This window comes from Nocardia sp. NPDC059229 (assembly GCF_042754165.1).
Lineage (GTDB): Bacteria > Actinomycetota > Actinomycetes > Mycobacteriales > Mycobacteriaceae > Nocardia.
Window position 1 is genome coordinate 290,737 of record NZ_JBHZAK010000001.1, and the last position, 24,284, is coordinate 315,020.

The window sequence follows — 24,284 nt, forward strand, 5'->3', positions numbered from 1 at the left end:
CACTCCGTTCAAACCACAGCCAACGGCGCATGCGACGAGAGCCAATAACGCTGTGCACCAGATACTTACAGGTCGCACACATTCGCGGACCTCCGGGCAGGGGGACTCATCGCAGTGTTGCGATGACCGCCTGGACCCGCACGAAGTTACGGACGTTCGACCGACCTCGGATCGCTCACGGCCACTTGATCTTCCACCAGGGGCCGCACTGGCCGGTTCAATCAGCGCGCTATGCGGCATAGAAAGACGTTCTGTGCGTCGGGTGTCTGGACGTGGGGAACGTCCTCCTGATGCGCTTTTAGGGCTTGGTGTGCCGTCGCAGCAGGAGGACGTTCCATGAACAACGGTAGTGGCTTGTCCCGGGGTGATCGCAACCGTAACGCGCGCCTGAACCGGCTGCGAGCCTTGGTTCCGACCAGCAATGCGATCGTCGGGATCGACCTGGCTGACCGCAAACAGATGGTCGTGATCACCGATCATGATTCGAAAGTGCTGGCCCGCAGAATATTCCGATGCAGAGCGTGGGACCTGGGCGCCGCGTTGGACTGGGCGGGCGACCAGGCCGCCGCGGCCGGGTTCGAGGGAGTGACGGTGGCGTGTGAGCCGACCGGGCATCGGTGGCGGGTTCTGGGGCAGCTGGCTGCCGAGCGTGGCATGGCGTTCGTGTGCGTGCAACCGGCGTTGACCGCCTGGTCGCGACGCGCCGAAGACCTTACCCACGACAAAACCGACGAGAAAGACGCGGTCCTGATCGCCCGTTTGACCGCCCAGTTGCGCTGCTATGTTCCCGAGCCGGTCGATGAAACATGGGGCAGGCTCAGGCATCTGGGAGCCCGTCGTGAACAGCTGCTAGTCGAGATGGTCTCCCAGGTCCAGCAGATCCGAGCGTTGCTCGAGTGCGTGTGGCCGGCGGCGTTGGGCACTGCTCGCCAGCCGTTCCGATCCCGGTCATGGGTCGCGGCGCTGCGAGTGGTCTGCGGGCGCGATCGAGGTGATTTGTCTCGTACTCGGCGCCTGGGCCGTGACCGGTTCGAACATGCTGTGCGTCGCGAGATCATCCGTGCCGGCGGGCAACGACCGTCGTTGCGGATCATCCGGAATCTGTTTGCGGCGTTGCAGGATCGGGCCGGAGTGATCACGCATCGGCGCGGGGCGCTGGAACGGGTGGAACTGCTGTTGGCTGATTGGGCCGAGGATCAGCGGCGCCTGAGCGACACCGAAACTCGGATGGTCTCGGTGCTCGACGAGCTCGACCTCACCGCGCTCGTCACCTCGATCGTCGGGCTCTCCGCGGTCGGTGCCGCCGCCGTTCTCGCCGAAACTGGTGACCTGACGCGGTTTCGGACCGCTCGTGCTGTGGTCAAACACGCCGGGCGGGCGCCGCGAGAGAAGCAGTCCGGCACGTTCACCGGCCGTACCAAACTCACCGGCCAAGGGCGCCCGAGTCTGCGGTTGGCCGCATGGCGGGCGGTGTGGGGAACCCAACGCGCCAACCCGGTCTATGAAGCCCGCTACCGGCACCTGACCTGCCGGGAAACCAACCCGCTCACCCCCACGCAAGCCCAAGCGGCGATCGCTGCGTCGATCTTGCGGCACCTGCACGCGGTCGTCACCTCCCGGCAATCCTGGGATCCGCAAATCGCCACTCACGGAACGAAACCCGCGCCCACCACGATCTCGGCTGCCGCCTGAGCGGCGGCTGTCGAGCGGTCGGTCGGGGCGAGCCCCACGCGGCATCGAGACACACCGTGATCTCGCCTGTAATCATGGGCAGCCCCGACCTGTCGTCACCTCAACCCGATTACACGCTGCAGGGCTTCAACCCCATTACCGCTATGCCGGGACGACGACAGGCCGAGGCGCCGACCGAATCGCTTGACACAAAACGCCTTACGCTGATTACAGTGCGTTCGGTCGGCCTCGGATGGACACGGCCAGTTGATCTTCCGTCGTCCAGCGCTGGCCGCTTCGGTCAGCGCGGTCAGCGGCTTGGCGGAACCTCGTCAGCCGTGGATAGGAAGTCAGCTGCGGTGAATCCTTAGCGCCGGATTTCGCAGTTTTGGGCGTCTCACACCCCTGTCAGTAGCCGTTTTCAGGAGTTCGGTCCGGACGAAGGCCCGTAGAGTTCCTCGGCGGCGGGGACGTCGGGGACTTGGCCGGGGTCCGAAACGTGACGGTCGCGGGTTCATGACTGGTGGCGCCGGGATTGGCTGGGGCTGTGGCCGGTGTGGCGGCGAAACCATCGCGAGAAGGCGCTCAGTTCGGAGAAGCCGAGTTCGGTCGCGATGTCGGTGAGCGTGCGGTCGTGCTGGGTGAGATAGCGGCGGGCGAGGTCGAGGCGGGTGGTGTCGAGGATGCTGGTGAAGGTTTCACCAGCGTCGGCGAGGTGCCGGTACAGGGTACGGCGGCCCATGCCGAGCCGGTCGGCGAGGACGGCAGCCGAGCAGCGTTGGGTGGGCAGGAGGGATTCGATGACGGCGCGCGCCTGGTCGGCAATGGACTCGCCGGACGGGGCGAGTGTTCGCAGGTAGTCGCGAACGTAGGGGCGGAGCAGGGGGTCGGCGAGGGGGTTCGCCGCGTCGAGGTCGTGAGAGTAGCAGACGATGCCCTCGAAGGGCTGGTCGAATTCTATTGAGGGACCGAGGATCCGGTGGTAGGCATCGAGGTCGGGTGGTGCGGGGTGGGCGAAGCGGACCGATACCGGGCGCCAGGTGGGGCCGAGGAAATCGCAGAGGATCCGGCAGGGCGCACCGACGGCAAGCTGGCGGAATTGCCGGCCGATCGAGACCCCCTCGGCCGCCTGGACGTGGATAGTGGTCAGGCTGTTGGTTTCGGTGAGCCGGATGCGCAGTGCTTCATTGTGCAGGGTGATGTTGCGCAGCGCGATTTGTACCGCGCTGCGGATATCGGGTTCTTCACGGGCGGCGAGGGCGACGGGGCCGAGGTTGGACAAGCCTCGCCGTTCGGCGAGGCGTAGCCCGACGTCGTCGCAATTCGCCGCGGCGGCGGAGCGTTCCAGGAGTTGGTCGACCGCTGTGACCGGCAGCCAGATGTCGCTGGCGGTCAATCCGGCAGAGCCGATGCCGACCGAGCGCAGCAGCAGCATCGGGTCCAGCCCGAGGGACAGGGCCACATCGACATAGCCGGACAGCACGGCGCTGCGAATCATCGTCGCCGTCATCGTCATCCTTCCCTTGCCCCAGGAGTCAAACTACATGGCTCAATGGGTCAAGTGTAGCTACGTTTCGGCGGATACCGTGACTCGCATCACGTCCAATGCATCACAGGAGCTGCCGGTGACCCCCGTCTCTGTACCCACCCCCGTCGTCGACGCCATGCGCGCCCAAGGTGCGTGGAATCCGTTGTGGGACAAGCTATCTGAATGGGACCCGGAGTGGACTGAGCAGTTCATGTCCATGGGCACACTGCCAATTCGCCGTGGCGTGCTGTCCCCGCAGTTCGTGGAGTTGCTGGCGATCGCGGTCGACGCCGCGTGTACGCACATGTACTCGCCCGGAGTGCGCCGCCACATCCGCGCCGCATTGGAGCTGGGCGTGTCTCGCGAGGAAATCCTCGCTGTTCTCGAGCTGACCACCGTGCTGGGCATTCACGCCTGCAACATCGGGGTCCCCGTGCTCACCGAAGAACTCGACGCTTTCGAGCGTCGCCGCGCGGAGCAGCGGTAGTTCCGCACCGCGCAATCCACAACGATCAGGAAGGACGATCATGCACTACCTCGATGATTCGCTGCTACCGGAGAACCAGGAGAAACTGGTCATCCAGGTGGCCCCGTACGCTCCGGGGTTCCTGCCCGGAGATTCCGACGATATTCCGGTCACCATGGACGAGCAGATCCAGAAGGCGGTGGACTGCTACAACGCGGGCGCGCAGGTGTTGCATGTGCACGTGCGCGAGCTCGACGGGCACGGATCCAAGCGGTTGGAGATGTTCAACGAGATGCTGGGCCGGCTCCGGGAAGCAGTGCCGGAGATGATCCTGCAGGTCGGTGGGTCGATCTCGTTCGCGCCGCCGGAGGGCGGCGACAAGGCGAAGTGGCTGGAATACGACACCCGCCACATGCTGGCCGAGCTCGACCCGAAGCCGGATCAGGTCACCATCGTCGTCAACACCAACCAGATGAACGTCACCGAGCTGCTGACCGATGACGACATCGCGGGCACGTCGATACAGCAGAACCCCGTGCTGTACAAGGCATACCGCGACATGGTGATGGAAGCCGGTCCGGAGTTCTACCTCGAGCATCTGCGCCGGCTGACCGCGGCCGGCATCCAGCCGCACTTCATGCTCGGCAGTCTGACTCAGCTGGAAACGGTGGAGCGGTTGATCCGCCGCGGCCACTACACCGGCCCGCTGGTTCTGAACTACATGGCGATCGGCGGCGGTTCGGCGGGCCTGCACCCGGCGGACCTGATCGAGTTCATTCGCCGGACGCCCGACGGTGCGGTGCTGACGATCGAAACGATCATGCGCAATGTCACCCCGATGTGCACGATCGCGATCGCGTTGGGCCAGCACGTGCGGGTCGGTATCGAGGACAACCTGTGGGGCCGCAAGGGCGAGCGGCGCACCTCGGTGCAGCAGGTCGAGCAGATGGTCCGCATCGCCGACGAACTGGGCCGCGACGTGGCTTCCTGCAAGGAGGCACGTGAGATCTACCTGCTCGACGAGCAGTACGCCGGCACCGACGAGGCGCTGGCCAAGATCGGTTACCCGCCCAACCGCAAGCCCGGCCAGGTCGGATTCCTTCACCACGCCTGACCTTCACCGGTGACAGCGCGCCGCCACAACCGTCCGGCGCGCTGCCCCGGCCCCTCATTCTTCTCTTTCTCATCGTCCGGCATCGGTCCCTGCGGGCCCGCTATGCCAGTTCCACCAGGCTCGAGGATGCGCCATGGACATTCCCACCACTCCCGCCGCCCCTTCGGCGGTCACATCCGCGACCCCGAGCGCGCGTTCCCGGATCTTTCCGTGGATAGTGTTCGGATTGACCTTCGGGTTGATGTTGTCGGACTACATGTCCCGCCAGGTCTTGGCGGCGGTGTTTCCGCTGCTGAAATCCGACTGGGGGCTGTCGGATTCACAGTTGGGGTCGCTGACCAGCGTCGTCGCGTTGATGGTGGGCGTGTTGGCGTTTCCGCTGTCGCTGGCGGCCGACCGATGGGGCCGTGTGCGCAGCTTGCTGGTCATGGCGACCGTCTGGAGCGTCGCCACCCTGCTGTGCGCGCTGGCCACCGGCTACGGCCAGATGCTCGGCGCACGGTTTCTGGTCGGGGTCGGTGAAGCCGCATACGGCAGCGTCGGGGTCGCAGTGATGCTGTCGGTGTTCGCACCTCGGTTGCGGGCTTCGCTCAGCGGAGCGTTCCTTGCCGGCGGTTCCTTCGGGTCGGTCCTGGGAGTCGCACTCGGCGGCATTGTCGCCGCACATATCGGCTGGCGATGGACCTTCGTGGTCATGGCCGTGGTGGGCCTGCTGCTGGTTGCCGCGTTCCGGATGCTGATCACCGAATCCGCCCTGAGCCGTCATCAGGTCGCGGAGACGCCGGCACCGGATTCGCCTCCGGCCCCGCACAACACCTCGCGGGCGCCGTTGTCGAGCCTGTTCTCGTCGGTGTCGCTGTGGTGCGCCTACCTCGGTGGCGGCCTGCAGCTGTTCGTCGGGGGTGTGTTGCTGGCCTGGCTGCCCAGCTTCTTCAACCGTTCCTATTCGATGCCCCCGGGCCGTGCCGGCCTTGTGGCCGCGGCGTATGTGCTGCTCGGCGGAATCGGAATGATCGTGTGCGGCATCATCACCGACCGGATCGGTCGCACCGATCCGGTGCGTCAGTGGAGCAGCGCACTGGTCTACTGCACGATCTCACTGATCCTGCTGACCATCGCGTTCGGTCTCGGCACCGGCCCCGCCCAACTGATCGTGCTCGCGCTGGGGACACTGACCGCCTCCGGCTCGACCGGCGCCACCACCTCGATGGTGGCCAGCCTCACCCATCACAGCTTGCGTGCCACCGCGTTCGCGACGGTCGCCTTGGCCAACAACGTCTTCGGACTCGCCCTCGGCCCGCTCGTAGTCGGCTTCCTGGCCGACCGCTACGGGCTGGCCAACGCCTTGCGACTGGTCCCGTTGGTCTACCTCGGCGCCATCATCGCCCTGGCCCTGGGCCGGCGCGCCTACCCTGCCGGGCTACGCCGCCTGGCCGCACTCGATACCCGGCCGACTGCCGCGTGAACTCGGCGGCGCTGCCCGCCGCATTCCCTCCTTCATCAACCCCCGCGAGGTGCCTCCATGCTCAATTTGTCTGTGCTGCTGGAAGATACAGTCCGCCGCGCCCCGGACCGCGATGCTCTCGTCGCGGGCGAGCAGCGATTGACCTACGCGCAGGTCGACGCCGCGGCGAACCAGGTGGCCCATCTGCTCGTTGAGCACGGCATCGAACCAGGCGACAAGGTCGCGCTGTCGTGCCCGAATCTGGTGTGGTTCCCGATCATCTACTACGGCATCGTCAAAGCGGGCGCGGTCGTGGTCCCACTGAACATCCTGCTCAAGGACCGCGAAATCGCCTACCACCTCGACGATTCCGATGCCAAGGCCTACTTCTGCTTCGAGGGCACCCCGGACCTTCCGATTGGCGACTACGGCCGCGCCGGATTCCACCAGGCACCGAGCTGTCGCCACTTGTTCGTCATCGACTCACCCGGCCCTCGGTCCGGCGATCCGATCGGCGTCTTCGGCACCGCTGTGCAGGCGCAGCCCACCGAGTTCGCCACTCGCATCCGGGAGGCGGGGGATACCGCAGTGGTGCTCTATACCTCGGGCACCACCGGTAAACCCAAGGGCGCTGAGTTGACGCATGCGAACATGTTGTTCAACGCGCTCACCGCCAACCGGCAGCTCGACAGCCATCCCGCACAGCCCGACCGGCACCTGGTGGTGCTGCCGCTGTTCCACTCCTTCGCGCAGACGGTGAACATGAACGCCGGGTTCTCCGTCGCCGCGACCCTGGTCCTGCAACCGCGTTTCGACGCCGCTACCGCCCTGACGCTGATGCACACCGAACGGATCACGGTGTTCGCCGGCGTACCGACCATGTACTGGGCGCTGCTCGACGCACTCGACAACACCGCACAGCCCAGCAACGCCACCGACCAACTGCGGCTGGCGCTGTCCGGCGGCGCGGCCCTACCGGTCGAGATCCACACCCGCTTCCAGCAGCGCCTCGGCATGCACATCGCCGAAGGCTACGGGCTGTCGGAAACCTCGCCACTGGCCCTGTTCGCCGATCTGGCCCTCGAGTCGCGTCCCGGGTCGATCGGCCAGCCGGTCTGGGGAGTGGAGGTCGCCCTGATCGACGACGAATGGAACACCCTCACCGGCGCCGACGCCGTCGGCGAGATCGCCATCCGCGGCCACAACGTCATGAAGGGCTACTACAACAGACCCGACGCCACCGCCGAGGTCATCCGCGACGGCTGGTTCCGCACCGGCGATCTGGCGCGCCGCGACCCCGAGGGCTACTACTACATCGTCGACCGCGCCAAGGACATGATCGTGCGCGGCGGACTCAACGTCTACCCACGCGAAATCGAAGAAATCCTCATGACCCATGAGGCGGTATCGCTGGCCGCCGTCGTCGGCGTCCCCCACGACAGCCACGGCGAGGAAATCAAGGCCTACATCATCCCGGCCCCGGGGACCCTACCGACCGAGGACGCGCTCATCGGGTGGGCCAGACAACAGATGGCCGCCTACAAATATCCCCGCCACATCGAATTCGTCCCGGCACTGCCGATGACGGCCACCGGCAAGATTCTCAAACGCGAACTGCGCACCCACGGCTGAAAGCCACTGCGCCACAACACTATCGCGTCCGGATCAGGGCGCGGTGGCAACCACGACCCGTCGGGAGATCATCAGCCCAACGGCGGAGCCGTCATCTGACCCCGCGGCCGGGAACACCCGGCCACGTCATCCTGGAGCACCGACCGTGAATCTCGCGACCGAACCGAACATCCTGATCGTCCCCGGCCTCGGCGATCACCCCGACGACCACTGGCAATCCCAGCTCGCAGCAACACGTCCCAACGCCCGAACCCTGTCCCGGCCGAACGGCGCCCAGCGCCTGGACCGCCGCGCCTGGGTCACGGCGTTGGACCGGGCCCTGTCGGAGATCACCGGCGAGGTCGTGCTGGTAGCCCACAGCGCGGGCGTGCTTGCCCTCGTCCACTGGGCCCAGCGCCCCACTCATGATATCCGCGCCGCGGTTCTGGTCACACCACCGGATTTCGAAACACCGCTCCCGGACGGCTACCCGAGCACCACCGTGCTCGGCCAGCACGGCTGGACCCCGATCCCGCGACGGCGGCTGCCATTCCCCACCGTCCTGGCCGCGAGCACCAACGACCCCTTGGCCAGCCGCCGGCGCGTGGCCGGCCTGGCCGAAGCCTGGGGCAGCCGCCTGATCGACGCCGGCCCGGTCGGACACCTCGACCCCGCCGCCGGCTACGGGCCCTGGCCACAAGCCGGGCAACTGATCGACGACGCGACCCCAAACACGGTGCGCACCACCCCAGATCCGCACCAATCCCGTAGATGAAAACAAGGAACACCAGATGAGGAAAACCACCACTGCCGCGCTGCTCACCGCGACAGCCATTGCACTCACCACCGCGACAGCCGGCGCCGACCCCGCTCCCGCCGACCCACAGCCGACGGCGGTGCACTACGAAGTCGCTCGACGCGGCGACGCCGCCGTACTCACGACCAACGACGGCAAGCTGAAGGTCGACGGCGACCAGCTCGTCGTCACCGACCACACCGATCAACCGGTCGCCGCCATCCCGCTCACCTACCAGATCGACAACACGGCCTACCCGATCAACGCCCGGATCGACGGCGGCACCGCAACCCTCACACCATCGAGGACCGACGGCCGCCCGGCCGAGGCCGTCTCCCGCGACCAGGTCATCACCACCGACCAAGCCGCCAAACAGATCGCCGAATCCCTCAACCCTCGCGATGCGCAAGCCCTGGGCACCTTCGCCCAGCGGCTCTCGATCGGCGCCGCCGTCAGCGCTGTCCTGGGTGCCGTCCTCGGCGCCGGCGTCGGCTGCCTGGCCGGTGCCGCAGTCGGTGCCGCGATCTCGAGCCCGGTCATCTTCCTGCTCGCACCTTTCGTCGGCGCCGCGGTCGCCGGATGCGTCCTCGGCGCCGCCACCCTCGCCGCAGTGGGCTCCATGGCAGGGCTCGTCATCGCAGGCGGACCCATCACCTTGTTCTCCGCCATCCAGTACTTCTCCACCATCCTCGCACCCTGCCCACCCGAGCTCGCCTACTGCAAAGACCCCGCACAACCCGCTGCGCCCGCGAAATAGCAGTCCGCGCCACAACCGCGCACCCGGGGATCCCGTCCACCCCGGGCGCGCGGACATGGCCAATCCCCCATCCGATCGCAGCGACCACATGAGCCAAAGATCGGTTCCCGCCGAAATCACCTCTCCACCAAGTGTTTCCGCAGTCGGGAGTGAACCACCTCGACGGACTCCGCTCGTGGAACCACCGACCGAATTACGAGCTGGGTGGTTTCCAGCCACACCCGAGCGGCACTTCCCTTCGGGAAACCGGTGACTCGCCTGTCGCTGACCTGACCGACGATCCACGCCGAATCCACGAGTTACGCCCGCTCACGGAATTCGCCTAGGGCGGCGCGTGTATCGCTGCTGGTAGAGACTCTGCTGAGCCCCCATCCGGTGTCCAGGTGGGGGCGTCGTTTTCGCCGGCGCCGTGCGCTGGCCGGTTCGGTCAGCGCGGGATTTTGACGCGTTCGGCAACAGTCGGTGGGTCGGCATCAACTGACCGAATATGGGCGATCGAGCCGCGACAGAAGAACTACGCCAGAAAGCCGGTTTCCAGCATGACCGTTTCCATCTACCAGCAAACGTATCAGCACAGTCTGACCGATCCTCAGGTCTTCTGGGGGAACGCAGCCAAAGACATCTCGTGGATTAACGCGCCGACCACGATTCTCGAGGCCACCGAGGGCCATCCCGGGTACCGGTGGTTTGCGGACGGGACCGTCAACACGAGCTTCAACACCCTCGACCGGCATGTTGAGCTCGGGCGCGGATCGGCGACTGCGCTGATCTACGACTCACCTGTCACAGGCACTCAAGAGAGCTGCACCTACGCCGAACTGCTCGCCCAGACCGAGACTTTCGCGGGAGCATTGCGCTCGCTGGGGATCGGCCGCGGCGACAGGGTGTTGATCTATTTCCCGATGATCCCGCAAGCCATCGTGGCGATGCTGGCATGTGCACGGATCGGTGCGGTCCACGTCGTCGTCTTCGGCGGGTTCGGGTCGGCCGAACTGGCTGCACGGATTGACGACGCCCGACCGAAGGTCATCGTCGCCGCGTCCTGCGGCATCGAACCCAAGCGGGTCATCGAGTACAAGCCCCTACTCGATAGTGCTCTCGACCTCGCCACACACAGTCCAGATCGGTGTGTGATCTTCCAGCGCCCGCAGGCCACCGCCGAGCTGAACGATCGCGATATCGAGTGGAACCAGCTGCTGTCGTCCCCGGACATCCAGCCTGCCGGATGCGTGGAGCTGGCCTCGACCGACCCGTTGTACATCCTCTACACCTCGGGTACCACCGGAAAGCCCAAGGGCATCGTCCGTGACAACGGTGGGCACATGGTGGCCCTGCAGTGGTCGATGAACAATATCTTCGACATCGGCCCTGGAGACGTGTTCTTCGCGGGCAGCGATATCGGGTGGGTCGTGGGCCACTCCTACATCGTCTATGGGCCTCTGCTGGCCGGGGCGGCGACCGTTCTGTACGAGGGAAAGCCGGTCGGCACCCCAGACGCCGGGGCTTTCTGGCGGTTGGTGGCCGATCACCATGTCAACGGCCTATTCACAGCTCCTACCGCGATCCGGGCCATCAAGCGCGACGACCCGGAAGCAACCACGGTCATCCGCTACGACATATCTAGCTTGCGAGGGCTCTTCCTCGCCGGTGAGCGCCTGGATCCCAATACATATCAGTGGCTGACCGAGGTCCTCGACGTTCCCATTGTCGACAATTGGTGGCAGACCGAAACCGGCTGGCCAATTGCCTCCTGTCTACTCGGCCTCGACCCCATGCCGACCAAATCCGGCTCGGCAACCGTGCCAGTTCCCGGCTACGACGTACAAATCCTGAACAGCGAGGGTGCCCCCGTGCCGCCCGGTGAGGAAGGAGCGGTCTGCATAAAACTGCCCCTTCCCCCCGGTGCCCTCGCTACCGTCTGGGGTGACCACGACCGGTTCGAACGGTCCTACCTGAGCACTTACCCCGGTTACTACCTCACCGGGGATGGTGGCTACATCGACGATGACGGCTATCTGTTCATCCTCGGACGAACCGACGACGTCATGAACGTGGCCGGGCACCGGCTCTCGTCAGGACAGATCGAAGCGCTGGTGGGTGAACATCCCGGCGTCGCAGAGTGTGCGGTAGTCGGCGCTCAGGACCAGCTGAAGGGGCAAGTGCCGTATGCGCTCGTGGTCCCGACAACCGTCTACGCGGATCGGGTCGACACGCTGACCGCCGAGCTGAGTGACCTGGTACACGCGAAGATCGGTGCCATTGCCTCCCTATCGCGAGTAGACATTGTTTCAGCGCTACCGAAGACCCGATCAGGGAAGATCGTCCGCCGCACACTCCGCCAAATCGTGGACGGGCAGACCCCCGATGTCCCGTCGACGATCGAAAATCCCTCTGTCGTCGACGAGATTGTCCGAGCGTTGCGGGCCATAACGCGCGAGGTCCGAGCCCACCGGATTTCGGGCGTAGAGACTCTGCTGAGCCCCCATCCGGTGTCCAGGTGGGGGCTCGGTCGTTTTCGCCGGCGCCGTGCGCTGGCCGGTTCGGTCAGCGCGGGATGCGGTGCGGGCTCAGGCGGTCATCGTGGAGCCGCCACGTGCCTGTCATCCTTTTGCCCAAGCCCAGGCCGTTAAGCGCCAATCGGTGCCGACCGTGCCCAGTGCCGCAGTGAAGACCGCGCCGGTTTGCGTGACCTGCTCGCCCTGCAGGGTGTACGAGAAGGTGCACGGAACGACGACATACCCGAAGTCGCCGGTGACATCGACATGGCGTGGCTCACCGAGATCGATGCGATAGCCGGAAGCCCCGACGTGCTCAGCCTCTGCAAGCGCGGCCCTGCACCAGTCCTCTGCGGCTGTCGGCCCCTGCCACACATGTGGCGACATTCCGCCCAGAATCTGCATCGGGTCAGCACACACCGCTGCCATCGCCTTCTCGTCACCGTTGTTAAAACCGTCGACATACTGGCGCACCACCACCATCGGATCGTCGGAGCCAGGCACGGCAGGTCTCCTCCCTCGTGGTTCTTCGCTCACTGACCGCTGGGTGTGTGATTCATAGCTGCCGTGCCGATGGCCGTACATCGATCCTGGCCGCTCACACCATCCCTGTCGCGGGCGGCCGCGCGCTGTACTCCGACACCGGATATTCCATGGCATACCTCACCGCAGCCGGCTTCGCGGCCGTGGCATTACTCATCGCCCTCCACATGCGCCACGGACGCACCCCGGCCGGTGGCGGCGCTCCCCTGAGCCCCTCACAGAAATCGATCGTCCGATGAAATTGCACAGTTCGAATTCACAAGGTCGGGGCCATGGGAGAGCCACGATGAAGATCTCGCACGCACTACTGACGGCCGCAGCGATAGCGGCGGTACTTCCGGCTGCAGCCGCACAGGCGGCGCCCAATAACGACGCACCCGGCCCGGGCGTCACAGAGTATGTGGCACTGGGGGATTCGTGGGCCGCCGATGCCACCCTCAGCCAGGTCACCACCGCCTTCACACCGCCCAACTGTGCGCAGAGCGCGCACAACTATGCCAAACAGGTGGCGGCGGCGCTGGCGGTGTCGGTGTTCCGCGATGCCACCTGCGGCGGCGCTGTCACCGCGAATATGACTGCCGCGCAGAGCAGTCCGCTCGGAACCAACCCGCCGCAGTTCGACCGCCTCACCGACAGTACCGATCTGGTAACCCTCGAAATCGGCGGCAATGACGCTGAGCTGGCCGCGACCGTATCTACGTGCGTGACAATCGATCCGGCGGCGACCCCGTGCCTGAACAAACTGGTCGTCGGCGGCGTGGATCAGATGTCGGTGAATATCGCCCGCGCCCGGACGCGGGTGATCGATACCGTCCGAGGCATCCGGGCCCGCTCACCGCATGCCCGCATCCTGCTGCTCGACTACTTCGAGGGCATCGGCCTGAACGGCGGCTGCTTCCCCACCATCCCGATCTCCGATCCGGACGCGATCTGGCTGGGGAGCAAGCTGCTCGAACTGCACGGCATGCTCGCGCAGGTCGCGTCCACCACCGGTGTCGATTTCGTCGATACCTACGACGGCAGCGCCGGTCACGATGCCTGTCAACCGGTCGGCACACGCTGGGTGGAGGGCTTGATCCCGTTCTCCGGCAATCCGGTCGGCTTGGCCGTACCCTTCCATCCGAACCAGCTGGGCGCGGACTATCAAGCCCGCCGCGTGCTGGAGGTGCTGGACCGCATGGATCCGGCAAATTCTGTTCAGTAAATTTTGAGCAGTCTAGCGATTGTTTTACCGCGCCCTAATTTCTCTCCAGGACATTCGAAACATATCCAGATGGCCTCCACGCTCGAGATGAATAGGAGAACCGCAATGAATGCTGTAATTGCGCGGCGCGTCCCCGATGGGTGACTTTCGCCCACCTGATTTCCATCTCCCCTCTCGTAGAAATTGATTGTTCGATGAAAATGCACACCGTCGTGCCCGCTGCCGCCATGCTGGCGGCGACCCTGATTGCCGCCGCCACACCCGCTGCCGCCGATCCGACTGCTTCCCCCGACACCCCGTCTGTAGGCCTCGCTCCCGCAGTCCACTACACGGCCTATCAAAGCGGGCCATCTGCACTGATCTCCACCGACAGTGGCAGTCTCACCATCGAGGGAGGCCGCTTCCAGATCCGGGCCGCCACCGGTGAAGTCTTGGGCAGCATCCCGCTGGAATTCAACCTGGACGACATCGCGTTGCCGATCGACGCACACATCGACGGCAACACAGCCACCCTCACCCCTTCCCTTGACCCGGCTCGCGCGCACTACAAACCGGCGGCACTGCCGTTCGAGGACCAGGCGCCATTCAAGACGCCCTACGATCGCGAAGTGGCCGCCTGGGGGCGGCTGGCATCCACTGTGACCACCGCCGCCGCGGGCGGGGCGATGGTCGGTGCGATCGGCGCCGGCCTGATCGGCTGCCTGCTCGGCGGCGCCACCGCCGGCCTCGCGACCGGCCCGGTGGCAATGCTTTTCGGTGCGGGCCCGCTGGCCGGCTGTCTGATCGGCGCCGCCGCGCTAGCACCGGTCGGTGTCCTCGGTGGCGCCATCTTCGTGGGAGCGCCGATCGCCGCTGCCGCGGTCATCCAGTATTTCGCCACCGTGAACGCCCCCTTCAACCCACCGGCGGCGGCAAAATAGACCGCCATGCCGGTCGACCACCCGTGACCTCGGCACTGGGCATTCTTACGCAGGTTCGGATCGGCCGCGCATCGCCCGAATTCCACAGCACCTAACGAGTGCGGTCCTGGCCGGTAGGTTTCGGGACCGCCCTCGCCGAGACCGGTGGTGCGAGTCGTACATGGCGACCCGGTTTCCGCTGGCCTGTTTGGCTTGGTACATCTCCGCGTCGGCGCGCTGGAGCAGGTCCTGAGGAGTGCAGCGGGGACCAGCGTCGTCGCCAGCGTGGTCGAAGCGCTGTTATCCATGGCGAGAGTGCCCCTCATCCTTTTGCCCAAGATGTCACAAGCGCCCCCGACACCCCCCGGACAGGCGCGTACCGAAACGCCAGGATGCGAGACGGCGGCAACCAGCCAGACCCCCCATCACCCGATCCGAGTCTGCCTCCAGAGCGGAGGCTCGCACATCGGCTAGTTAGACACTTGCTGAAGCCAGGCGTAGACAACCTGGACCTGATCGGATTCGCCAACAGCCACAACGGCTATGCCGCCTTCGACGACGACCCGACGAGAACTCCGCAGGGTCAAGGCATTTCCGCAGTCACTTGCCGGTGCTCGTACCAGATTCCCGGGACGACCGATCCGTTCGGCAACTGCTGCGCTCGCCGATCTTTTTCCGTCGCTCCGATCCTGTCGCAGATGCGCTGCACCGCGAGATTCGACTCGCTCGTGCCGATCTCGACGGTAGTGAAACCGGCGTCGTGGATCGCCTCGACCAGCGCGGCCACCGCTTCGCTCGCGTAGCCGGCGCGCCGGTGCCGTGGTCCGATCCACCAGCCGAGAGTTCGCGACGATGCGTCGCTACCGCTCGGGTGCACGCTCGCGCCACCTACCAGGGACCCGTCCGACCACGCCTCGAACACGAGAAGCCCGGGAGTCGGGAGCCCCGACCCGACGGCCTTCACCATTACCTGAGCATCGCGTTCCGTCCACCCGTTCCCGGCAAGCATCTCCGCATCGATCGTCGCGGCGAGCGCGACCGCGTCCTGCCGTACCGGCGGGCGCAGCAGCAGCCGTGCGGACTCGACCTTCCGCAGTGCGCCATAACGCGCCCTGATTTCCTTATCGACCAGCCCACTGACCCTCCACGCCCAGAGCCCGCCCGAGACAAGCACGACGCCCACCACGAGCACCACCCAGAAAGCGATAACGAGTCCCCTTGCAGCGGAGCCCGATACGACCGTCAACACGACCCCGACAACCACCGCCGGAGCCCCGACCATCACGATCCAACTCGCCAGCCCACGAGCGGTGGCACGCCAGGGGCCTTGCTGAAGGGCCGCTCTGACATACGTGATTCGCCACATTGGAAACATGCGCGAACCATATTCGATGCTGTCGAACCGAAGGGCGGCCCGGCCCAGAAACAACAAAGCCGTAGGTCGGTGACCTACGTCGGTGGCGAGATCAACACATAATCGGCAGTTGTGGAGGTTCCGCCGGCCTCGGATCGCCACGGCCAATTGATCTTCCGATGCCCCGCGCTGGCCGGTTCGGTCAGCGCGGTATGCGGCATAGGAAGACGTTCTGTGCTTCGGGTGCTGGACGTGGGGAACGTCCCCCTGATGCGCTTGTCGGGCTTGGTGTCCCATCGCAGGAGGAGGACGTTCGATGAGTGACGGTAGTCGCTTGTCGCGGGGTGATCGCAACCGTAATGCGCGTTTGAGCCGGTTGCGGGTGCTGGTGCCGACCTCGAATGCGATCGTCGGTGTCGATCTGGCCGACCGCAAGCAGATGGTCGTGGTGACCGACCATGATTCGAAAGTGCTGGCCCGCAGGATATTCCGGTGCCGTGCCTGGGACATGGGTGTGGCGTTGGACTGGGCCGGGCAGCGTGCCTCGGCGGCCGGGTTCGCCGGGTTGACGGTGGCCTGTGAGCCGACCGGGCATCGCTGGCGGGTGCTGGGACAGCTGGCCGCCGATCGGGGTATGGCGTTCGTGTGCGTGCAACCGGCGATGACGTCATGGTCACGCCGGGCCGGGGACCTCACCTGCGACAAGACCGACGAAAAGGATGCGGTGCTCATCGCCCGGTTGACCGCGCAGCTGCGCTGCTATGTCCCCGAGCCGGCCGACGAGACCTGGGGCCGGTTGCGGCATCTGGGGGCTCGCCGCGAACAATTGCTTGTGGAGATGGTCTCTCGAGTCCAGCAGATTCGGGCCCTGCTGGAATGCGTGTGGCCGGCCGCGCTGGAAGCAGCGCGTCAACCGTTCCGATCGCGATCATGGGTGGCGACGCTGCGGGTGATCTGCGGACGCAACAACGGGGACCTGGCCCGCACTCACCGGCTCGGCCAGACCCGCCTCGAACAGGCAGTCCGGCGCGAACTCGCGCGCACCGGCGGGCAGCGCCCGTCGCTGCGGATCATCCGGAATCCGTTTGCGGCCCTGAGCGATTCAGCCGGAGTGCCGGCACATCGACGCGGCGCGTTCGAACGTGTGCATTTGTTGCTGGGCGACTGGTCCGAATCCGGGCGGCGGCTGGCCGAGGCCGAACAACGCATGACCGCGGTGCTCGACGAGCTGCGGCTGACCGAGCTCGTCACCTCGATTCCCGGACTGTCCGCGGTCGGAGCCGCTGCCGTGCTGGCCGAAACCGGTGACCCGACACGGTTTCCCACCGCCCGCTCGGTGGTCAAACACGCCGGCCTGGCGCCCCGCGAGCGGCAATCGGGGACCTTCACCGGCCGCACCAAGCTCACCGGCCAAGGCCGCCCCGGCCTGCGAGTGGCCGCCTGGCGCGCGGTCTGGGGCACCCAACGCGCCAACACGGTCTATGCCGCCCGCTACAAGCATCTGACCGGCCGCGAGACCAATCGGCTCACCCCGACCCATGCCCAAACCGTCATCGCCGCAGCAATATTGCGCCAGCTACACGCCGTCATCACCACCCGACAACCCTCGGACCCCCATATCGCCACCCACGGCACCACACCCGCCAAGATCTCGACCGCCGCCTGAGCGGCGGCGCGTCGAGCGGTCGGTCGGGGCGAGCCCTCCGCGGCATCGAGACACACCGGTGATCTCGCCGCTCATCATGGGCAGCCCCGGCCTGTCGTCACCACAACCCGATTACACGCTGCAGGGTGACCAACCCCATTACCGCTATGCCGGGACGACGACAAACCGAGGGCAACCGACCGAACCGCTTGACATAAAACGAAGCCCTGATCGACGTCGAGGAGGTGCTGCGAATCTGCCGCCGCGCGCCGCTCGTTCGGCGCACGACCGCCGAGGTTCAATTCGCTGCCGCGCTGAGCTTGCGCGCGCACGTGCTGCAGTGCTTGGGCCGGGAACGGGAGGCGGTGGACGACGCACGCAATGCACTGGTCCTGTGTCGAGGGCGGCTGTCCCACGCCCCGCATCGGTACGGCCCCGTTCTGCTGACCGCTCTGGACGAATTGGCGCGCTCCCTCGACAAGACCGGTGAACCCGGGCAAGCGCTACCCCTCGCCGAGGAACTCGTCCACATCCTGCGCCGCCTTGCCCCACGCCGACCGCGCTACGACCCCTTTCTGGCCGCGGCCCTGCATCAACTCGGTGGCTATATCTCCGATGCCGGGGAACTCACCGACGCGTTACGTGCCGCCGACGAATCCCTCCAGCTGCATCGACGTCTCGACGACGAGCAGCCGGGATCCTTTGCGCTCCAGGTGGATTTGGCGACACATAATCGGACTCTGTTCCTGGACCGGCTAAAACATCAGGGATAGACGGTACTGGGCCCGTATCCCCTCTGCTCGCGCTGTGAACATGCCAACAGTGGCCTGGCGGCCGCCCGGCATCGGCAACGGCACGTGACGGCGGGCGGCAGGCAGGGCCTGCGTCGACGATGCCCTGATCTACATTGTCAGCCGACCTGGTCCGCATGGCAACAGCTGAACAACCTCAACTCGGCAGTACGGTGCGTTCGTCCGGACTCGGATGGCAACGGCCAGTTGATGTTCCGTCGCTCCTGTGCTGGCCGGTCGGGTCAGCGCGGTACGCAGATGTGCGGACGTTGTCCGTGTTCAGGTGACGCGAGAGATCGGTCGAGGTAGATGTCGGTGGTGCTGTGTTAGATGGCACTGTGAACGAACTGCTACGCCGGCTCCCCGACATTCCGATCCTTCGTAACCGCTGTCGGGCGATGGCAATGCTCGATGCCGTTCTCAGCCCGGAGTGGGAGGCCCGCTACTACTCGTTCAACAGCCGTTGGGGCGATGCCGAAGAGATGGCGTCGATGCGTAACGGCTCCGGCGATGACTGGTTCATCGTCTTCTCCACCGTCGGTGTCTATGGCCGCGGGTTCGACCATGAAACACCCAATGCCCCACAGGTACTCGATGCTGTGCCAGCGGTCTTCGGTCCCTACGTCACCGAGCCTGCGTTCGCCGATCACGACGGTTCGCCCCTTGCCACGGTGTGCTTCTGGCGTGGACCTCGAGATACCGGCTGGGGCGTGTCTGCCGCCGACCGCGGTGGTCGCGGGTTGTTCGAGCTGCTGGTCGAAGGTACGCCCGAGGGCTACCGGCAATGGGCCCAGGATCACTACGAGGCCGAGGTGAGCCTGGCGGCCGTCCAGCACGTGTATGCGCTGCTGCCACTGACGCCCACGGTGGTGACGGGGCTCAATCCTGATGCCGACCTCATCGATCTGGAGCCAGACATGATCGAAATCGGCTACCCACGTTGAGCATTCGACGCCCGCCAGCCTTTGCCGTCCGCCCCATACCGTATCCGCCATCGGGCGAATAGTGACGGCAGGCGGGCCGAGGCTCCCGGTCCGGCCAGCGCGACCAGCGGCAGTTGCGGACGTTCTGCACCGCACTCGGTTCCGGCCGCCGGCGCCTTGGCCGGTTCGGTCAGCGCGGTATGCGGCAGTTTCGGACGTTCTCAGGAGCCGAGTCTACGGAGGTCCTCGATCGTGCCATCGATTGCGGGCCCGCAATTTTCGGGAAGGTTCGCCGCAACCAACGCGACTGCATCCTCAGCACTGTCGGCCACTGTGATGACGCTCGGGCCGGCGGGCATATTGGGTGTACGCCGAACCTCGAACTTGCCCGTTCCGACAGGACGTATGCACGGCACATCCATGGAGAACGGGTATCGGATGCACCTACTGAGGTTGAGAATCCATGTGCTCGAGTACGGGAACAGCATTCGCAGCTGTGGTTCTGCGTAGGCCGCCTCGATCAAGTCGTGGTAAGGGTAGTAGGCATGGGTCCGGTAGAAGTCCCACTTGGCCTCCACCGGGCCGCCGCCGTCGTCGTGCGAATCTCCGGTAGGTCGGCAGTGTCCACGTTCACAACAGCGATTGTGCCAGCCTCCAGATCGTTTGCCCCGACAGTGATTTGCGGCGGCAATGGACTGTAGTCGGCATTTCAGTGCGTTCGGCCGACCCGGACGGTGACCTATGAGCCTGCCGACCATACGATCGGCCGGTCCCAGGGCGGGCTGACCACGGAAGCGCATCTGGCCACCGACGGCAACGACTACGGGTCGCGGTTCTGCTGACCGCAGGTCAGGCCAGTGACTCACCAATGATGCCGTTCGTGCTCGACGCGATCGCGGTGCCGGGTTGACCGGCGGCCCGCCTCGCCGCCGCCCCGAGAAGGTGCTCGCCGAGCAGGCGTACTCGTCGGCGAGCAACCGAGCTTTGTTGCGCAGCAAAGGTATCCGTACCGTTATTCCTGAACGCGCCGACCAGATCGCGAATCGGAAACGGCGAGGCCGCGACGATTGGCGGCCAACGTATTTCGACTCGTCCGCCTATCAGAGCCGGAACATCGTCGAACGGGCCCTTCAACGAGACCAAGCACTGGCGTGATGCCGCCGCCCGACACGACGAACTCGCCCTGACCTACCGCGCCGGGTTCGTCACGGCACTGACGGTTGAATGGCTGAAGCTATTGGGAGACATGACTAGCGGAGTTCGTTGGCAAGCCGTCGGGCCCGATCGCAGTTTTCCCCATCGGTCAGGGTGCTGATAGTGGGGACATCGGCATATACCACCTTGTCGTCGAAACGCACCAGCACGCCGTGAGCGGGGTCGTAGGCGTCCTTGGTGACAGTACAGAACGCTTCGTCGCCGAGCCGAGTGTCGTTCAGGAAGAAGGTTCTCAGCGTTACAGTGTCCTGGGGGTCACGGGTGAGGGCTTTTTCCCGCTCACGTCGGAATACGTCTTTCGCATCGCTCCCGGTGTGCGTCCTCGCGAACACCTGGCTGCTGCGGACGCGGTCGCCGTCCCTCCATCCGCTGACATACCGAACGCAGACGTCCCCTTCCGCCAGTACGTTCCTGGCCATGCCCGGGCTCGGAGCGACGGAAGGCGGGGGCTCGTAATAGAACCGGTAGGCTGTCGTTCCTTTGTCGAACACACGGAGGACGTCCCTTTCCGACAGCTTCTTGCATCCATCGCTGAATTCGGAGAGCAGGGGGAGAGCGTAGTAAGAAGCTACTATCGACCCTGCTAGCGCGACCGCCGCTGCCAGCACGAGCACCACTGCCGCTGCTGCTCTGCGCGGCGTTATTGCGCGTTTGCGGACGACCGGGGTCTGGATACGCGCCAGCAGCCACTCATGGGACTGCCGAGAGGTCCGTCGTGTGTCCGGATCGAAGCGACCGGGGCCAACGACCTTGCGGCCGGTGCTTTTTGAATCCATCGGTACCCCTAACGGCGCCTTCGTGTTCGGCAAGCACACTAACGCAGACCGTCAATTCCGGCGCTTTGCATCTTCGTTCCACAGCGTTGTCGGCCGCGAACCGCGCCCGACCGAACACGGGCAGTTGTCCGACACCGACGAATGGAGCCGGGATGAACAACCGATCCCGTGGCGGGCTCGAGCGGACTCGAGTTGGAGACATGACCTAGCCGACACCCTGCATTCGGCATGTGCGGACACAGGAACGGCCCGAGTTGTCTCGGGCCGTTGATCTTCCACAGGAGCGCGCTGGCCGGTTCGAACCGCTCGCCACGCGGCATGACGGCGCGTTCGGGAGCTGCCTGGCGGCCGGCCTATGGCGGCGGACTGGCCTGTTGCTCCATTCTCGAGTGGTTTCAAGCAGTTTCCTGACTCAGAGGCACCGAAAGTGGAGCAAAAGGCCAGATCCGACCTCCGTCACATGGTCGCTGGTTCGATCCAGCTAGAACCACAGGAAGCGGCCGGTCATCGCAGGTGTTGCGATGACCGGCCGTTTTCGTGCCATTTGCGTGCGCACTGGAGTCGATGAAGAAGATCGACCTCGCCGATAGGCCGAAAACCATTGCTGCGTAACGGCGTTCGATTCACTTTGTGTGCCTGGGGGTCCGTCGACCACTGCACTCCGTACCGTCCACCGACCCACTGTCCCAACTGGTCGGTCAGAGTTGCGTGTGCCCGGAGCCGGTGAGGATGATCAGCGGCATCATCAGAGCGCCGAGAATATCGTTTCCGGTGCACTGGGCCGAGGCGCTGGAGCTGCCGGTCGGCTGGCTGCCGCAGTTCTGCACCGTCATGGACTTGGTCGACGAGCCCTGCGTGGCGGTGAGGCTATAGACGCCTTCGGGAAGCTTCGAGCGATAGACGTACTGGATGATCCCGGTGCCGGCCGTGGATCCGGCTTGCGGGGTGAACGTGCCGACGTTCTGCCCGTCCAAGGTGACCGTGACCGGTGCCAGGGCGTCCGCGCCGCTGGTGGTCACCAATATCGTGCAGGTATTGCCTGCCCCTTCACATCCGCCGATGCCGGTGTCGACCTGTGTCAGATTCACATTGTCGACCGTGGCCGACGCCGATGCCGCCGCGACGACCGGTATCGCCAGCATGGCCACCGTGACGGCGGCCCAACTCATTTGCCTCATCTGTACTTTCCCGTTGGAGTAGTCGTTGCCGGCACTCGAGTGCCGCTCCGACGGTAACCGCGTAGTGAGGCCCCGCGCGTACAAATTGAAAAGACCATACTTCAATATGTCCCTGCGCTTCGCATGCGCGTCATAGTGGCTTCTTCATGCGCCGCGAGCGCCTGGACGCCGGGAGCGGCTTCCATAGAGTCGGCTCTGGGCGTGGTGCCCTCGAAGAGGCCGGTGGTCCCGTCGTTGGCGTAGCGCTGGGCGGCGGTGACGTTCACCGGCTGCGGCGCGCCGCAGGCCAGTTCGCCGACCAGATACCGAAGAAGACGAATTGTCGAGGGAGTGACGGTGCGTTCGGCTCGGCCTCGGATCGGCGCGGCCGGTTGACCTTCGCCCGCCCGTTGTAGCCGGTTCGGTCAGCGCGGTATGCGGCAATAGCGCGCACTTGAGTTCACTAGAGTCAGGGGATATTTCCGGGGCAGGCGCCGGAAACTCGGCCTTCGCACAGTATCTCGTCCTTGCAACCCGGTCCGGCAGGTCTGCGTAGCCGCGCCGGATTCCGCCAGGTTGTCCAAGAATGCCGGTATCTGCCGCCCGATGAAGCAGTGCAGGCACGATTCGCCTTCCAGCACCAGGTATCCGGGCTGGTGGTAGCGAATCGCTACGAATGCCGGTAGAGGGCCATCGGGTGGGCGCGGGGTTCAGTGGCAGGTGCGATCAGAGACCCAGCAGCTCCCCGAAGAATCCGCAGGGCACGATCGCGCTTCCGGACTTCGCGGTCGACATCCTGGATCGGCGGTTCGAACGCTTGGCAGAACGGAATCGTGAGAACCCGGCACCGAAGGAATTCGGCCTGCGGCTGGCATGCCGTCCGATCGAGCTGATCTTTCCGTCGTTCGAGTGGACGCTGCGCGACCCGGTCAACGTCAATCACCAATGGCAGCGGGTTCGAGAGGCATTGGGATTGCCGGAGGACCTGAGCCCCTATGCATTCCGCAAATACATTGCGCTCCTGCTCGATGACGCCGGCCTGTCTGCGCGCGTCACCGCCGATGTGCTCCAGCACGCGGACCCGGCGATGACCCAGCGCAGGTACATGGCCCGTGGGCGCATCCATCACCAGGCGGCGGCGCTGGTTCATGACGCGGTGATGAGTGGCGCGGACAACGCCGGACAAGATCAGGACGAGAACGGACGTGCCCGGAGTTTCTGGACACTTTCCCGACAGTCACCTGATCCAGGTACGAATTCGGCCCCTGACCGGTGAATTCTCACGCTGGTCAGGGGCCGAAAAGGCTCCCCCATCTGGACTCGAACCAGAAACCTGCCGATTAACAGTCGGCTGCTCTGCCAATTGAGCTATAGGGGATTGTTTCCCTGGCTGGCCCTCTCGGACCGGCCGGGGAAAACTTTAGCGTATCGGTTGTACAGTTCCCAAATCGCGGCTCTACCTGCGGGAATGTAGGTGGGGTGCCGGATCGACAGGTGGGGGTGGGGTCGGGCAGGATGTGGGGGCAGGCTGGTCTATGGGAGGAGCTTCTCGGGATGCTGCGGTTGATCATCGGTGTTGCGGCCGGGTATGTGCTGGGCGCTAAGGCCGGGCGGGCTCGGTATGAGCAGATCAGTAAGACGACCCGCGCGATCAGCGAGAGCCCTGTCACGCGGAAGGTCGTGATGATGGGGCGGCAGAAGCTCGCGGACAAGCTGAGCACCCAGCCGAAGCTGGAACCGATGGTGCCGCTGGATGAGCGCACCACCATCCTCGTGCCGCAGGATCAACTGCGGCGTTGAGGGATTGGGGCGTTGCCCCACCCCATCTGAGATTCGAACCGGAAGCCTGCCGATCCAGAGTCGGCAGGCTTGTCAGCGCGCCCTGAAGGGCACCG

General features: G+C 65.4%; 22 protein-coding genes and 1 tRNA gene. 15 read left to right on the plus strand and 8 right to left on the minus strand.

The genetic code is table 11. The features are described from left to right. Positions 1 to 336 precede the first annotated feature (336 nt). Positions 337 to 1,692 carry an IS110 family transposase gene (locus ACFXHE_RS01450; protein WP_379378695.1) on the plus strand — a complete coding sequence of 452 codons (1,356 nt, stop codon included), beginning with the start codon at positions 337 to 339 and terminating at the stop codon, positions 1,690 to 1,692. Between the two features lie 493 nt (positions 1,693 to 2,185). Here the strand turns inward: ACFXHE_RS01450 and ACFXHE_RS01455 are convergent, their stop codons facing one another. Continuing rightward, positions 2,186 to 3,181 carry an AraC family transcriptional regulator gene (locus ACFXHE_RS01455; RefSeq protein WP_379378697.1) on the minus strand — a complete coding sequence of 332 codons (996 nt, stop codon included), beginning with the start codon at positions 3,179 to 3,181 and terminating at the stop codon, positions 2,186 to 2,188. A 154-nt stretch (positions 3,182 to 3,335) separates the two neighbouring features. On the opposite strand from ACFXHE_RS01455, the gene ACFXHE_RS01460 reads away from it, so the two are divergent. The 7 genes from ACFXHE_RS01460 (at position 3,336) to ACFXHE_RS01490 (ending at position 12,017) form a co-directional block, all read left to right on the plus strand. Continuing rightward, positions 3,336 to 3,686, plus strand: coding sequence for a carboxymuconolactone decarboxylase family protein (locus tag ACFXHE_RS01460; RefSeq protein ID WP_379380330.1), 351 nt, complete (start codon positions 3,336 to 3,338; stop codon positions 3,684 to 3,686). Between the two features lie 40 nt (positions 3,687 to 3,726). After that, entirely contained in the window at positions 3,727 to 4,779 is a 1,053-nt protein-coding gene (locus tag ACFXHE_RS01465) for a 3-keto-5-aminohexanoate cleavage protein (RefSeq protein WP_379378699.1), read from the plus strand. A 133-nt stretch (positions 4,780 to 4,912) separates the two neighbouring features. Continuing rightward, entirely contained in the window at positions 4,913 to 6,244 is a 1,332-nt protein-coding gene (locus tag ACFXHE_RS01470; protein WP_379378701.1) for an MFS transporter, read from the plus strand. 57 nt (positions 6,245 to 6,301) lie between these two features. Further along, on the plus strand, positions 6,302 to 7,855 hold the full coding sequence (locus tag ACFXHE_RS01475; RefSeq protein WP_379378703.1) for a long-chain fatty acid--CoA ligase: 1,554 nt from the start codon (positions 6,302 to 6,304) through the stop codon (positions 7,853 to 7,855). Between the two features lie 145 nt (positions 7,856 to 8,000). After that, positions 8,001 to 8,609 carry an RBBP9/YdeN family alpha/beta hydrolase gene (locus tag ACFXHE_RS01480; RefSeq protein ID WP_379378705.1) on the plus strand — a complete coding sequence of 203 codons (609 nt, stop codon included), beginning with the start codon at positions 8,001 to 8,003 and terminating at the stop codon, positions 8,607 to 8,609. 16 nt (positions 8,610 to 8,625) lie between these two features. Beyond that, positions 8,626 to 9,387 (plus strand): hypothetical protein, encoded by a 762-nt coding sequence (locus tag ACFXHE_RS01485; RefSeq protein WP_379378707.1) that lies wholly within the window; start codon positions 8,626 to 8,628, stop codon positions 9,385 to 9,387. A 539-nt stretch (positions 9,388 to 9,926) separates the two neighbouring features. Beyond that, positions 9,927 to 12,017, plus strand: a complete 2,091-nt coding sequence (locus ACFXHE_RS01490; RefSeq protein ID WP_379378709.1) for an AMP-binding protein — start codon at positions 9,927 to 9,929, stop codon at positions 12,015 to 12,017. Here the strand turns inward: ACFXHE_RS01490 and ACFXHE_RS01495 are convergent. Beyond that, positions 11,988 to 12,386: a hypothetical protein gene (locus tag ACFXHE_RS01495; RefSeq protein ID WP_379378711.1), complete on the minus strand. Its 399-nt coding sequence runs from the start codon at positions 12,384 to 12,386 to the stop codon at positions 11,988 to 11,990. The two genes, ACFXHE_RS01490 and ACFXHE_RS01495, sit on opposite strands and share 30 nt — an antisense overlap. 325 nt (positions 12,387 to 12,711) lie before the next feature. Here ACFXHE_RS01495 and ACFXHE_RS01500 point away from each other — a divergent pair, with 325 nt between their 5' ends. Then, positions 12,712 to 13,629, plus strand: coding sequence for an SGNH/GDSL hydrolase family protein (locus ACFXHE_RS01500; protein ID WP_379378713.1), 918 nt, complete (start codon positions 12,712 to 12,714; stop codon positions 13,627 to 13,629). 140 nt (positions 13,630 to 13,769) lie between these two features. Further along, a complete protein-coding gene (locus ACFXHE_RS01505; RefSeq protein WP_379378715.1) occupies positions 13,770 to 14,549 on the plus strand; it encodes a hypothetical protein in 780 nt (259 codons plus the stop codon). A gap of 562 nt (positions 14,550 to 15,111) precedes the next feature. On the opposite strand, the gene ACFXHE_RS01510 is transcribed toward ACFXHE_RS01505, so the two are convergent. After that, entirely contained in the window at positions 15,112 to 15,723 is a 612-nt protein-coding gene (locus tag ACFXHE_RS01510; RefSeq protein WP_379378717.1) for a GNAT family N-acetyltransferase, read from the minus strand. Between the two features lie 475 nt (positions 15,724 to 16,198). On the opposite strand from ACFXHE_RS01510, the gene ACFXHE_RS01515 reads away from it, so the two are divergent. The 3 genes from ACFXHE_RS01515 (at position 16,199) to ACFXHE_RS01525 (ending at position 19,262) form a co-directional block, all read left to right on the plus strand. Then, positions 16,199 to 17,548 carry an IS110 family transposase gene (locus tag ACFXHE_RS01515; RefSeq protein ID WP_379378719.1) on the plus strand — a complete coding sequence of 450 codons (1,350 nt, stop codon included), beginning with the start codon at positions 16,199 to 16,201 and terminating at the stop codon, positions 17,546 to 17,548. 224 nt (positions 17,549 to 17,772) lie between these two features. Further along, complete coding sequence (locus ACFXHE_RS01520) at positions 17,773 to 18,300, plus strand: tetratricopeptide repeat protein (RefSeq protein ID WP_379378721.1); 528 nt, start codon at positions 17,773 to 17,775, stop codon at positions 18,298 to 18,300. A gap of 356 nt (positions 18,301 to 18,656) precedes the next feature. Further along, positions 18,657 to 19,262: a hypothetical protein gene (locus tag ACFXHE_RS01525; RefSeq protein ID WP_379378723.1), complete on the plus strand. Its 606-nt coding sequence runs from the start codon at positions 18,657 to 18,659 to the stop codon at positions 19,260 to 19,262. Between the two features lie 200 nt (positions 19,263 to 19,462). Here ACFXHE_RS01525 and ACFXHE_RS01530 read toward each other — a convergent pair whose 3' ends face one another. The 4 genes from ACFXHE_RS01530 to ACFXHE_RS01545 all read right to left on the minus strand — a co-directional run bounded on the left by ACFXHE_RS01530 (position 19,463) and on the right by ACFXHE_RS01545 (position 22,380). Then, positions 19,463 to 20,041: a DUF6193 family natural product biosynthesis protein gene (locus tag ACFXHE_RS01530; RefSeq protein ID WP_379378725.1), complete on the minus strand. Its 579-nt coding sequence runs from the start codon at positions 20,039 to 20,041 to the stop codon at positions 19,463 to 19,465. A gap of 49 nt (positions 20,042 to 20,090) precedes the next feature. Next, on the minus strand, positions 20,091 to 20,384 hold the full coding sequence (locus tag ACFXHE_RS01535; RefSeq protein WP_379378727.1) for a hypothetical protein: 294 nt from the start codon (positions 20,382 to 20,384) through the stop codon (positions 20,091 to 20,093). Between the two features lie 107 nt (positions 20,385 to 20,491). Next, positions 20,492 to 21,073: a hypothetical protein gene (locus ACFXHE_RS01540; protein WP_379378729.1), complete on the minus strand. Its 582-nt coding sequence runs from the start codon at positions 21,071 to 21,073 to the stop codon at positions 20,492 to 20,494. A gap of 857 nt (positions 21,074 to 21,930) precedes the next feature. Further along, complete coding sequence (locus ACFXHE_RS01545) at positions 21,931 to 22,380, minus strand: hypothetical protein (RefSeq protein ID WP_379378731.1); 450 nt, start codon at positions 22,378 to 22,380, stop codon at positions 21,931 to 21,933. A gap of 706 nt (positions 22,381 to 23,086) precedes the next feature. Here ACFXHE_RS01545 and ACFXHE_RS01550 point away from each other — a divergent pair. After that, a complete protein-coding gene (locus ACFXHE_RS01550; RefSeq protein ID WP_379378733.1) occupies positions 23,087 to 23,665 on the plus strand; it encodes a tyrosine-type recombinase/integrase in 579 nt (192 codons plus the stop codon). Between the two features lie 29 nt (positions 23,666 to 23,694). Here ACFXHE_RS01550 and ACFXHE_RS01555 read toward each other — a convergent pair. After that, positions 23,695 to 23,767, minus strand: a tRNA-Asn gene (locus tag ACFXHE_RS01555). Positions 23,768 to 23,943: 176 nt separating this feature from the next. Here ACFXHE_RS01555 and ACFXHE_RS01560 point away from each other — a divergent pair. Then, positions 23,944 to 24,189 carry a hypothetical protein gene (locus ACFXHE_RS01560; protein ID WP_354835413.1) on the plus strand — a complete coding sequence of 82 codons (246 nt, stop codon included), beginning with the start codon at positions 23,944 to 23,946 and terminating at the stop codon, positions 24,187 to 24,189. Positions 24,190 to 24,284 lie beyond the last annotated feature (95 nt).